The organism is Kitasatospora sp. NPDC059160, assembly GCF_042755465.1.
Taxonomy (GTDB): Bacteria; Actinomycetota; Actinomycetes; order Streptomycetales; family Streptomycetaceae; genus Kitasatospora.
Window position 1 is genome coordinate 15,912 of the sequence record NZ_JBHZCN010000002.1, and the last position, 10,829, is coordinate 26,740.

A 10,829-nucleotide genomic window follows, 5' to 3' on the forward strand; every position below is an offset into this window, starting at 1 on the left:
CGACCGGGCGGTCTCCCGGCCGACCGGTCACCCGGTGCCGATCGGGACCCGTCTGCCCCGGAATCCGGATTCCACTCAGCCGAATCCGATTCCCGGGAACACCCGGGGTGCGGAGGCGGGCTCCGTCAGCCCTGATCGGACCGCCGGGCCGGTACCCGCGCGCCCGGACCGCCGCCGTGGGGTCCGCGGAATCCGACGCGGATCCTCGTGCCGGCCGTGTACGCGGCCGCCGTCGCGTAGGCCGTGTAGGCGCGTCGGTCGGCACCGGTCAGGTCGGCGTCGTGGACGAACGGGCTGGCGAGTCCGCGGGGCCACAGCCGCAGGTGCCGGACGGCGGTGACCTCCGCGCAGGCGACCAGGGCGAGCGCCGCCAGGTAGAGCCAGGCCATCAACCCCAACACGATGCCGAACAGGCCGTACGTCGCGGTGGCTCCCCGAAGCACGTGCCCGACGTAGTACGTCCCCGCCGACAGCAGGAGCTGCCAGACGAGCGCGGCTCCGAGCGCCTCGGGCCACAGGCGGCGCACCGGCGGACCGTCACCGATCAGGAGTTTGAAGGCGAGCAGCAGTAGCCCGCTGTCGACCAGGACGGCCAGCGGTCCGGCCCCGGCCCGGACGAGCGAGTCGAGCGGTGCCGGGCCGACGTCCGCCGTGGCGGCGATGGTGGCCAGGGCGCCGGAGACGGCGACCGCGGCGGCCAGCAGCCCCAGCAGCGGAAGGCCCCGGAGCCTGGCGGCGACGGCGTTGCGGCGCCGGTGCCGGGGCACGGCCCAGACCGTGTCGAAGGCGTTCTGGATGGCCTGGGCCACGCCGGAGGCGCCGTAGAGGCTGCCGGCGATCCCGATGCCGAGGGCGGGTCCGTTGCCCTGGAGGGAGTGGATGTTGGTCGCGATCTGATCGCCGATCACGGGGAACCGGCCCAGCGCGGAGTGCAGGATCTGCTGCTGGAGCTGCGGGTCGCCGTGCAGGGCGAAGCCGAGTGCGGTGACCAGGAGCAGCAGCACGGGGAAGACCGAGAGGAAGCCGTAGTAGGTGATCAGTGCGGCGAGGTAGGCGCCCTGGTCGTCGACGAACTTGTAGATGACCGCCAGTACGGCGCCAACGCGCCGGTGCCGGCGCTGGTAGTCGTCGAGCCGGTCCAGCAGTTCCACGGGCCGTGCCTCCTCGGATGTGCGGGGCCGCCCCGGGAGGGGCGGCCGGTGCACCGTCCAGGGGACGGCCGACGTTGCGGGGCGGGGCCCGGCGGGCGGAGCCGACCTGTCCCTTTCGGGTGACGGCACTCGTCTGCCCCGCTCCGGCCCGGGCATTCCCGCCTCCGTCGGGTCGCGGGCGCTCGGGCGTGCCGGTCCGCCGGGAGTGGCGCCTGCTCGGGCGGACGGTGCGGGCTGGTCAGCGGAGCAGGTAGTCGAAGGTGCCGGTGAGGTGCAGCAGCCGGTCCAGGAGTGCCGGGCGGGGGTCGATCCGCAGGCGCAGGCCGGCGGCGTCGGTGTGGCGGCGGATCTGGATCAGGGTGGACAGCCCCATGGAGTCGCACATGGTCATGGCGGTGCAGTCCAGCTGGAGCGTGCTCGCGCCCGGCCGCGCCGACAGCTCGGTCGTGACGGCCGAGAGGAGGGCGTCACAGGTCTCGTGGTCGAGGTCGGCCTCGACCACGACGGTGATCGTGTCGGGTCGCGGGGCCGGTCCGGGCGCGACGGGGTCTCGATCGGTGGGTGTGGTCATGCCGGGTTTCCGTGGTGCTGGTTCGGGACGTGGACCGTCGGTGGGAGCAGGGCCGCGACCGCGGTGCGCCCGTGGTCGAGCAGGGTGACGGAGCGGGGCAGGTCCCGCAGTTCGTGACGGAGGATCTCCAACGCCGGCAGCATCGAGGAGGCCGGGACGGCGCGGGAGCCGAGGACACCTGCGGTCCAGCTCAGGAAGCCGCAGAACAGGTCGGGGTCGTCGGTGTAGAGGCCGGCGGCCAGGAAGTCGACCACGTGCGCGATGTCCTCGGCAGTGTGCTGGAGCTGTGCCTCCGTGTAGGCCCTGACTGCGGGCACCTCCTTGAGCAGGCCGGAGACGACGGCGCCGACGAGGCGGGGCGCGCTCCGGCTCAGCAGGGTGTACTCCTGGTCGGCGAGGTGCGGGAGGTCGTCGATGGGCTGGTGCTCTGGCACCGGGGAGGCGAGTCCCCGGGCCAGCCGCTCGGCCGCGCCCCGGGCGCTCCGGGCCCAGGCGTCGGCTCCCAGCAGCCGGGCGTACCGGCCGTCCTGGCCGAACGCGGCCCCTCCTGCGAGCACCGGCACGCCCGCCGCCTGGGCGGCCGTGATCGTGGTGTGCGCGGCCGGCAGCCGGGGGGCGAGCGAGGCCGACAGGGCCAGCGCGTCGGGCGCGGTGCGGTGCAGCTCACTGATCAGGAGCGGAGTGGGGACCTGCGAGCCGAGGTAGTCGACCTGCCAGCCGCGCAGGACCAGGACCTGGGCCAGCAGCCGGGCCGGAAAGGCGTGCCACTCGCCGTCCACGCACGACACCGTCACCCTTCCGCGGGGGGTCCGCGGGACGCTGCCGCGCACCGCCGGGTGGGCGACGAGGGCGGTGACGACCCGGTCGTTGATCGCGGTGGCGGTGTGCTCCTGGGCCACGGTCAGCCGGTTGGCGGCCCACTCGGCGCCCACCCGGGCCTGGACGGGGGCGATCACGTCGAGGAGGACGGCCTCCGGCGCCACCCCGGCGCCCAGGGCGTCGAACGCGACGGCGCCGGCTGCCGCCTCGTCGCCGGCCGACACCGCGGCCCACAGACCATCGGCCCATGCCGCCGGGTCGTCCGTCCGCGGAGCCGGAACCTCCAGGTCGGGGGCCGTCACTGGTCCGGCTCCCCGGCAGCGCGCCCGGCACCGGCGGAGAGCCGGCTGCCCTGCGGCGCCGCGATCACGAGAACCGCCATGTCGTCGTGCCGGCTGCTGCCGACCCATTGGGAGGCGAGCATCAGGACCCGTTCGACGATCGCCTCGGCGGGCATCCGGGCGCATTCGCCGAGCACGCGCACCAGCCGTTCCTCCCCGAACATCACGTTCCCCAGCGGACCGCCCCGGGCTTCGGTGACCCCGTCGCTGTACAGGACGCAGGCCTCGCCGGGAGCCAGGACGACGGTGTCGGACTCGATCCGAGTCTCCGGTAGGGCGCCCACCAGGCTGCCGGACGTACGGGCGGTCTCGACGCTCCCGTCCGCCCGGACGACCAGTGGAGCCGGATGGCCGGCCGCCGACAGCCGGACGGTGACCCGGTCCTCCTGCCGCCGCACCGATGCCAGCACCATGGTGGCGAAGCGCGTGTGCTGCGAGGTGAGCAGCGCGCGGTTCAGCAGGGTCAGCAGCCTGGGGTGGTCGTCCGCGAGCGGCAGCAGCGCGTGCAGGGTGTTGCGGATCTTCCCGGTCAGTACGGCGGCCGCCAGCCCCTTCCCGCAGACGTCGCCGAGTACCGCCAGGGTCTCGCCGTCCGGGTCCGTCGCGGGGTGGACGTCGTAGAAGTCGCCCCCGATCCGGTCCCGGTCGACCGAGGCCCGGTAGCCGGCGGCGTAGTCGGTCCCCGCCACGTGTTCCAGCCGCGGCGGCAGCAGTTCACGCATCAGCAGGTCCGTGACGGCGGCCTGCTCCGAGTACATCACCGCAGCCGAGACCGCCGCGCCCGCGCGGGCGGCGAACAGCCGGGCGAAGACCTCCTCCGAGGGCGAGAAGGCGCCGTGGCCCGCGCCGCGCAGCAGCACCAGCGCCCCAGCGGGAACACCGTGGCCCGGCAGCGGGGTGACGGACACCGCGCCGACGGCGGTCATGCCTTCGGGAACGAGCCACTGGGGCGCCGAGGAGGGGTCGATCCAGCGCGAGGGCACGGGCGGGAAGCCCCGCAGGGCCTCCGCCAGGCCGGGTACGGCGGAGGCGTCCGCCCGGGCCCGGCCGTGCACCGGCGGCTCGCCCCGGACGCAGGACACGAAGCGCAACAGCCTGCCGCTGGTGGGGGAGACGACCACCGCGGCGTCCGCCAGGTGGACCGCGGCCTGCTGGGCGGTGGTCTCCAGACACCGTTCGACGTTGAGCGAGGCGAGCAGCTGGCCCGAGAGGTGGGCCAGCAGTTCCCAGCGGTCGCGTTCGAGGGCCGCGGCCAGACTGCGGTCGGCCCCGTCCACCAGCCACCACACGACGCTTCCGTCGGCCTGGACCGAGGGATGGGCCTCGACCTCGCCGCCGGCCAGGACCCCGCGGACGGCCGGCGAGGAGCCCCGGGCGGAGCGCCCGGGATCGCCGGGGCCCTCCCCGGACATCCGCAGGTGGGCTTCGAGCAGCCACGGTGCGACCGCGGCGCCCCGGGCTGCGGAACGGCCGCCGAGCAGCTCCCGGGCGGTGCCGCTGGCATGGACCACGGTCCCGTCGGCGGCGAGGAGCAGCACCGGGTGGGGGGCGTCCGCGAGGAAGGCCAGACCGGGGTGGGTCGGCGTGGGTGGATCGTCCGTCGGAAGGATTGGCATCTCGTCCGGCCCTGCTGGACCATCACCTCACTCTGTTCGTGCAGCGGCTGCGACCGGTGCGCGCTGGCCCGAAGGACTCGGTCGGCCGGCCGCGGAACCGCACGAAGTCGACGGTGCGCTGGATGAGGGTCCATGGTAGCGGCCTCGATCCGCCCCCGGGCCGACCCGATCGGCCGCGCGCGGATGCCGTAGCATCCCGCTGTGACGGAGAACGACGAGGTGGTCGTCCACGGGGCCCACTGGCCGGGCCATCGACTGGTGGCAGCCGAGGGCGAGCTCGAGTGGGAGAGCGCCCAGGCCTTCGCCGAGCAGGTCGACCGCGCCGTCGAGGGGTTCTCGGGCCTGCTGGTCGCGGACCTGTCGCGGGTGGAGTTCGCCGATTCCTCCGCACTCCACACCCTCTTCGAGGCCCACCGGAGCCTTGCTGCCGGAGGCGGGCGGCTGGTGATCGCCGGCCCGCTGGATCCGCTGGTGCGGCGCCTCTTCGAAGTCTCCTCGACCACCGGGTACTTCGCGTTCGCGGAAACCGTGGCCGAGGCCGTCGGTGGACCGGAGCCCACCGAGCCCCGTGCGGGTGGGGCCGGGTGACTCCGGGACCGGAGCGGTGCGGAGTGATGCACGGCTCACCGGGCATGCGAAGGTTGACATCCCGCACCGTTCGCACTCCGAACCTTCCCTGCGGCTTCACCCCGTCAGAGGTCCTCGTATGCCGGAACCGCTCCTCCCGCCCGACAGCACGGCGGGCCCCGCAGTACTGCGCACAGGACCCCCGGCGGACGAGCAGGGGGTCCAGGTGCACCGCGCGGCAGTCGGCGGAGGCCTGCCGGTGGCCACCGCGGCGGATGCCCGGTCGGTCATCACGTCCTTGCTCAGCGCCGTACCCGGTGACACGAGCGCGGCGCGGCGGGACGCCCACCTGGCCGTGACCGAACTGCTCACGAACGCCCTACGGCACGGGGGCGGGCTGACCGGCTTCCGCGCTCGGCTGGACGTGAAGCCGCCGGTGCTGCGCATCGAGGTGGAGGACCGCTCGGACGAACTGCCCCGGGCCCCGGAGCGGGAGGGGCCGGGCCCAGACCGGCTCGGCGGCCGCGGGTGGGTGATCGTCCGGCGACTGGCGGCCAGCTGTAAGGTCGAGCGGTTCCCCGGGGGAGGAAAGCGCATCACCATCACGATCCCCGTCCGCTGAGGGCCCGCCGCCGAACCGGCGGGGGGCGTAACGCCGGACGTCGGTCGGCCCGCGACATGGCATGCTCCTCGCATGACGGACCACGACCGACCAGCACCGCCCGGTTCGAGCGCTGACAGCAGTGCGACGCCGGGTGGTCATCCGCAGGAGAGCGCGATCCAGGACGTGCTGGACGCCTCCTTCGGGTCGATGGTCCTGCTCACGCCGGTGCTGGGGACGCACCGGGAGGTGGTGGACTTCCGCTTCACCGCGAGTTCTCCCCAGGCGGTCGACATCGCCGGGCGCCGCGGCCCGGAGCTGCTGGGACGGAGCGTCCTGGAGATGTATCCCGGGGTCGCCGGCAGCGACCTCTGGCGCGGCTACCTCGACGCCCACGCGACCGGCGTCCGCTGGGAGGGCGAGCTGAACTACGAGGAGGTCGCGGCCGGCATCCCCCGGTCCTCCCGCTACAAGGTGCGGGCGGTGCCCTGCCGGCAGGGACTGGTCGTCTCCTGGACCCGCCTGGACGCCCACGAGCGGAAGCGGCGCAGGCAGGCCCTGATGCGGCAGTTGGGCCGGACCGGCTGGATGGACCACGACCTGGTCCGCGGCGAGGTCAGTTGGTCGCAGGAGGTCTACGCGATCTTCGACCGGCCCCGGCAGCTGGGGCCGCTGGCCTTGTCGGACCTGCCCGCCCGGGCAGCGGAAGAGGACCGTGAGGTCCTGGCCGCAGAGGTCGGCCGGTTGATGGGCGGCGGCGGGCGGATCGACCGCACCGTGCGGATCGTGCTCGCCGGGGGAGAGGTGCGACACGTCCGGATCGTCGCCGAGGCCCAGATGGACGCGCACGGTGATCCGGTCGAACTCAACGGGCTGTTCCAGGACCTGACCGCGGACAGGCGCGCCGAGCAGGAACTGCTGGAGCACCAGCAGGCGGTGCTCGCCCACCAAGGACTGCTCGCGGCCGAACGGGACCTGGCCGCCCGGCTCCAGAACACGCTGCTGCCGCAGTCGCACCAGGTGCTCGAACTGGCGGGCCTGGTCGTCGACGTCGCCTACCGGCCTGTGCAGGAGGGGCTGAACGTCGGCGGCGACTGGTACAGCACGCTCGAACTGCCGGACGGCAGTGCGCTGCTGGTCGTCGGCGACGTCGCGGGCCACGGCCTCGACGCGGTGGCCACGATGGCCCTGCTGCGCTTCACGGCCAAGGGCATGGCCATCACGGGCACGCCGCTGCCGGAGATCCTCCACCGCCTCAACGCCCTGCTGCTGCACAACTACGACCGGCCGTTCAGCACCGCCACCATGATCATGGCCTGCTACCGGCCCGACACCTCGCGGTTCACCTGGGTGCAGGCCGGCCACCTGCCGCCGCTGCTCCTCCGGGACGGCGAGGCCCGCTTCCTGCCGGCTCCGGCGGGCATCCTGCTGGGAGCGACCGGCACCCCGCGCTACGAGGCGTCGTCGATCGAACTGCTGCCCGGCGACGAACTCCTGCTCTACACCGACGGGTTGATCGAGAGTCCGGGGGAACCCCTGGACGCGGCCATGGCGCGACTGGCCTCCGCGGCCCGGGGGCGTGGCGGCGGCGGGCCGTTCCTCGCCGGGCTGGTGCGGGAGTTGGTGGGGACGGCCGAGCGCCGCGACGACGTCTGCGCCCTGCACGTCCGTCGCTGACCGGACGGCAGCCTGTCCCGGCACGTCCGGCGTACACGGAATCTTCACGCCGGAGCCGGGCATGCTCCCGCCGCGAGCGGGTAGTCGCGCCGCCGGCTGTGCCGGAGTGATGGAGGAAGAGGACCGACATGGGTATCACCACTGAAGAGCTGCTCCAGGTGGAGACCGGCCTCGCGCCGGATGCCGCCGGCCCGCTCGTCGGCGCTTCCGGACGCGACGCTGCACCGGAACTCGCCGACGTGGAGGACCCGGGTGAGGTCGCTCCGGCGGACGCCCGGGAGCTGACCCGGGCCCTGCTGGCGCGGCTGGCCGCCCTGGAGGAGGGCACCAAGGAGTACTCGTACGTGCGGGGCACCCTGGTCGAGCTCAACATGTCGCTCGTGCGCTTCGTGCTGCGGCGGTTCGGCGTGAAGCGGGAGAACCAGGACGACCTGCTCCAGGTCGGTGCCATCGGCCTGATCAAGGCCATCGACCGCTTCGACCCCGAGCACGGGGTGGAGTTCAGCTCCTTCGCCATCCCGACGGTGCAGGGCGAGATCCGCCGCCACTTCCGCGACAACACCTGGACGGTGCACGTCCCCCGGCGGATGCAGGAGCTGCGCCTGGCCCTGGCCAAGGCCCAGGACGCGCTGTCCCAGCAGTTCGACCGGGCGCCCACGGTCGCGGAACTGGCCCGACACCTCGAACTGCCCGAACCGGAGATCGTCCAGGGCCTCGCCGCCGCCAACGCGCGTACGGCCGGTTCCCTGGACCTCTCGGTCGACTCGCAGCGGGACGGCAGCGCCATGTCCGTGGCCGACCGGCTGCTCGGCGTCGACGAGGACCACGCCGAGCGGGTGGCCGATCTGGTGGCGCTCAAGCCGTTGATCGCGGCCCTGCCGGCGCGGGAGCGGCTGATGCTGTCGATGCGGTTCACCGAGGACATGACGCAGAGCCAGATCGGGGAGCGGCTGGGACTGTCGCAGATGCACGTCTCCCGGCTGCTCAGCCGCACGCTCAAGACCCTGCGCGAGGGCCTGGCGGGCGACGGGGACCGAGCCAGGCGGGTCGGCCGCAGCAGTGGGCGGGCGTAGGGTGCGTAGGGGTTCGGTGGACGAAGGACGATGATGACGAACGAATCGGGAACCAGCAGCGTGCCGCGGGTCGAGGATCCGCCCGTGACCGGGCTGGAGGTCCGCCTCCACCGCACCGCGGGCGAGCTGTCCGTCTGCGCACTCGTCGGGGACCTGGACATCGAGTCCCGCGCCCCCGCGGGCTGCGCGATCGACGGACTGATAGCGGAGCGCCCCCCGTTGGTCGTTATCGACCTGGAGCGGGTCGGGTTCTGCGACTCCTCCGGCCTCAACCTGCTCCTGCGGGCCCGGATGAACGCCATCGCGGCAGGAGTCGACTTCAGGCTCGTCCACCCCTCGCCCGCGGTGGCGCGGGTCCTGGAGATCACCGGCACCGACTCCATCTTCTCGATCGACGCCGACGGTGAGAGCCTGCGCACCGCGTCCGGCCGATGAGGGACCGCGGGGCGGAGCCGGTGCACCGCGGGCCGGCGGCCGAGCCGTCGATCCACGTCCGAGTCCGAGTGAGCAGCGGGTCCGGCCGGACCGGTACCGCAGTGGAAGGGGGCAGCCGCCCATGACTGCCAACGGGGTGACCCTGGGCGACGGCAGAGCGGCCGTCGGGGCCGTACGACCGGCCGGCGGACAGCTCCGGCGGCTCGGACTGGCAGGGGTGGCCAAGCCCGTGGCCCGGTCCCGCTCCTTCACCGCGCGAGCGCTCGCCGACTGGTTCGGGCCCCTCGAACCGGTCGAACCCTTCGGGCCCGAGGCGTCGGCGCCGACGGGCCAGGACGTCGTCCTCCTGGTGGCCGAACTCGTCGCCAACGCCTTGATGCACGCGGGCGGTGCGCTGGAGCTCGCGCTGCACGCGCGTCCGGGCACGCTGCGGATCGAGGTCAGCGACGGCTCCCCCGTCCTGCCCGCTCTCCGCCTCCCGCACCTGCCCGGTACGCCCGGCGGCCACGGGCTGGTCATCGTCGAGCGCGCCTCCTGCCGGTGGGGCGCCGAGACCCACGAGCTGGGCAAGACCGTGTGGGCCGAGGTCCGGCTGTAGCGACCCCGCCGGAAAGCCCGCAGACGATTCCGCCGATGCCGACATTCAATCCCGGATCCAGGGCACCCGAGGAGCAGAGAGCCGACTGACGAGGAGTGGGACAGCATGGGTATCGGTGGCTGCATCGGATTGTTCGCCCTCGGCGCCATCATGGTCTTCGCGACGGACTGGCACCTGAACGGAATCAACGTGCACACGGTGGGCTGGATCCTGATGGCCGCCGGACTCCTGGGCATGATCACCTATGCGAACATCTACCGCCGGCGGCGCCTGGTCCGCCGGATCGGAGTGGACGAGCCGGTCGAGGAACGCCGCTACTACGAGTAGGCGTCGGGCCGGGGGAATCGCCCGCGGTCAGCGCGGCCTGTGCCGTCCGCGGGCACGACCGGGCGCCGTCGCCGGTCGGCTGCGGCTCAGTAGGCGAACGTGGCGCGAATGCGCTTGCCCCCGTTCGGCAGGGGCTCGATGCGGCAGGTGTGCGCGAGGATCTGCACGAGCGCCCAGCCGCGGCCTCCCGGTGCTTCGGGGGCCCGCTGGTCGAGCGGCTCACCCGTGGGGTGGCGTTCGTCGGCGTCCTCGACATCGACGACGAGCCGGCGGCGCTCGTGGTCGATGCGGGCGTGGAAGCCGGTCAGCCCGCCGGCGTGCCGGTGGGCGTTGACGACCAGTTCGGTGGCGGCGAGCTTGACGTCGGCGAGCAGGCGGTCGGTGTCGCCGTCCAGGGTTCGGACGAGCTCGGTGAGCAGGGCGCGGGCGTCGGCTGCGGTGACCACCCGCCGGGGTCGGTGACGGGTGCCGTCCGCGCCCGGTCCGTCGGGTGAGACCGTTCCGTCGGCGTGGGACATGATGCGGCCTCGTATCAGGGTCTTGTGCGCGGAGCGAGCAGAGGAAGGACGCTGTGGGGCGCTGTGCGATGCGTGTGCCCGGAGAGTGGTGGTTGATGCCCGGACGGAGTGGTCACGTCGGGCCGGTGCCCGTGGTGGGCGGTCGGCGGAAGGCCGCGGCCATCCGCGCGGCCTCGCGCGGATCGGGTGCGAGGGTGAAGTGGCGGTCCGTCGCGGTGACCTCGAGCAGGCGGCTGACGGCGCTGGTCAGCGGCCCCACCAGGAGGAGCAGGCCGCCTTCGGACCGCATCCGCCGGTCGGCGAGGACCAGGAGGCGCAGCGCGAAGGAGTCGGCGAAGGTGACCTCGGCGAGTTCCACGGCGAGCACCGGCGGCCGCGCGGCGACCGCGGCGTCCAGCTGCTCGGAGAGCTCGGCCCCGCGGTCGTAGTCGAGTTCGCCGCTCAGCGCGAGCACGGCCATGCCCGGGGTGTTCCTGTGGTCCGTCACCCGGCCGATGCTATAGACCTCGGGGTGGCGGCCGGGAGGCGGGTCACC

13 protein-coding genes are annotated in these 10,829 nt (G+C 73.7%); 7 read left to right on the forward strand and 6 right to left on the reverse strand.

Annotated elements, in window-relative coordinates; genetic code table 11:
- Window positions 1-125 precede the first annotated feature (125 nt).
- The 4 genes from ACFXOZ_RS01075 to ACFXOZ_RS01090 all read right to left on the reverse strand — a co-directional run bounded on the left by ACFXOZ_RS01075 (window position 126) and on the right by ACFXOZ_RS01090 (window position 4,498).
- On the reverse strand, window positions 126-1,151 hold the full coding sequence (locus ACFXOZ_RS01075) for a YihY/virulence factor BrkB family protein (protein WP_380524473.1): 1,026 nt from the start codon (window positions 1,149-1,151) through the stop codon (window positions 126-128).
- A 238-nt stretch (window positions 1,152-1,389) separates the two neighbouring features.
- The gene (locus tag ACFXOZ_RS01080) at window positions 1,390-1,722 is read right to left on the reverse strand and encodes an STAS domain-containing protein (protein ID WP_380524474.1); all 333 of its coding nucleotides are present in this window, start codon (window positions 1,720-1,722) and stop codon (window positions 1,390-1,392) included.
- Window positions 1,719-2,843, reverse strand: coding sequence for a B12-binding domain-containing protein (locus tag ACFXOZ_RS01085; protein WP_380524475.1), 1,125 nt, complete (start codon window positions 2,841-2,843; stop codon window positions 1,719-1,721). Before ACFXOZ_RS01085 ends, ACFXOZ_RS01080 begins: the two co-directional genes overlap by 4 nt.
- A complete protein-coding gene (locus tag ACFXOZ_RS01090; protein WP_380524476.1) occupies window positions 2,840-4,498 on the reverse strand; it encodes a PP2C family protein-serine/threonine phosphatase in 1,659 nt (552 codons plus the stop codon). The genes ACFXOZ_RS01085 and ACFXOZ_RS01090 overlap by 4 nt, the downstream gene beginning before the upstream one ends.
- 201 nt (window positions 4,499-4,699) lie before the next feature.
- Here ACFXOZ_RS01090 and ACFXOZ_RS01095 point away from each other — a divergent pair, with 201 nt between their 5' ends.
- The 7 genes from ACFXOZ_RS01095 (at window position 4,700) to ACFXOZ_RS01125 (ending at window position 9,776) form a co-directional block, all read left to right on the forward strand.
- Window positions 4,700-5,086: an STAS domain-containing protein gene (locus tag ACFXOZ_RS01095; RefSeq protein WP_380524477.1), complete on the forward strand. Its 387-nt coding sequence runs from the start codon at window positions 4,700-4,702 to the stop codon at window positions 5,084-5,086.
- 118 nt (window positions 5,087-5,204) lie between these two features.
- A complete protein-coding gene (locus ACFXOZ_RS01100; RefSeq protein ID WP_380524478.1) occupies window positions 5,205-5,687 on the forward strand; it encodes an ATP-binding protein in 483 nt (160 codons plus the stop codon).
- A gap of 72 nt (window positions 5,688-5,759) precedes the next feature.
- A complete protein-coding gene (locus ACFXOZ_RS01105) occupies window positions 5,760-7,343 on the forward strand; it encodes a PP2C family protein-serine/threonine phosphatase (RefSeq protein ID WP_380524479.1) in 1,584 nt (527 codons plus the stop codon).
- 128 nt (window positions 7,344-7,471) lie between these two features.
- Window positions 7,472-8,416 carry a SigB/SigF/SigG family RNA polymerase sigma factor gene (locus ACFXOZ_RS01110; protein WP_380524480.1) on the forward strand — a complete coding sequence of 315 codons (945 nt, stop codon included), beginning with the start codon at window positions 7,472-7,474 and terminating at the stop codon, window positions 8,414-8,416.
- Window positions 8,417-8,500: 84 nt separating this feature from the next.
- Window positions 8,501-8,851, forward strand: a complete 351-nt coding sequence (locus ACFXOZ_RS01115; protein ID WP_380586289.1) for an STAS domain-containing protein — start codon at window positions 8,501-8,503, stop codon at window positions 8,849-8,851.
- Between the two features lie 121 nt (window positions 8,852-8,972).
- Window positions 8,973-9,449 (forward strand): ATP-binding protein, encoded by a 477-nt coding sequence (locus ACFXOZ_RS01120; RefSeq protein WP_380586292.1) that lies wholly within the window; start codon window positions 8,973-8,975, stop codon window positions 9,447-9,449.
- Between the two features lie 105 nt (window positions 9,450-9,554).
- Complete coding sequence (locus tag ACFXOZ_RS01125) at window positions 9,555-9,776, forward strand: DUF6458 family protein (protein ID WP_380524483.1); 222 nt, start codon at window positions 9,555-9,557, stop codon at window positions 9,774-9,776.
- A gap of 86 nt (window positions 9,777-9,862) precedes the next feature.
- Here ACFXOZ_RS01125 and ACFXOZ_RS01130 read toward each other — a convergent pair whose 3' ends face one another.
- Complete coding sequence (locus ACFXOZ_RS01130; protein WP_380524484.1) at window positions 9,863-10,294, reverse strand: ATP-binding protein; 432 nt, start codon at window positions 10,292-10,294, stop codon at window positions 9,863-9,865.
- 112 nt (window positions 10,295-10,406) lie between these two features.
- Entirely contained in the window at window positions 10,407-10,781 is a 375-nt protein-coding gene (locus ACFXOZ_RS01135) for an STAS domain-containing protein (RefSeq protein WP_380524485.1), read from the reverse strand.
- Window positions 10,782-10,829: the final 48 nt, after the last annotated feature.

Bases quoted from the DNA above. Each gene is read 5' to 3' on its own strand.
- ACFXOZ_RS01080 (WP_380524474.1), bottom strand. From the start codon at position 1,722: ATGACCACACCCACCGATCGAGACCCCGTCGCGCCCGGACCGGCCCCG.
- ACFXOZ_RS01120 (WP_380586292.1), top strand. From the start codon at position 8,973: ATGACTGCCAACGGGGTGACCCTGGGCGACGGCAGAGCGGCCGTCGGG.
- ACFXOZ_RS01090 (WP_380524476.1), bottom strand. From the start codon at position 4,498: ATGCCAATCCTTCCGACGGACGATCCACCCACGCCGACCCACCCCGGT.
- ACFXOZ_RS01130 (WP_380524484.1), bottom strand. From the start codon at position 10,294: ATGTCCCACGCCGACGGAACGGTCTCACCCGACGGACCGGGCGCGGAC.
- ACFXOZ_RS01125 (WP_380524483.1), top strand. From the start codon at position 9,555: ATGGGTATCGGTGGCTGCATCGGATTGTTCGCCCTCGGCGCCATCATG.
- ACFXOZ_RS01105 (WP_380524479.1), top strand. From the start codon at position 5,760: ATGACGGACCACGACCGACCAGCACCGCCCGGTTCGAGCGCTGACAGC.
- ACFXOZ_RS01100 (WP_380524478.1), top strand. From the start codon at position 5,205: ATGCCGGAACCGCTCCTCCCGCCCGACAGCACGGCGGGCCCCGCAGTA.
- ACFXOZ_RS01110 (WP_380524480.1), top strand. From the start codon at position 7,472: ATGGGTATCACCACTGAAGAGCTGCTCCAGGTGGAGACCGGCCTCGCG.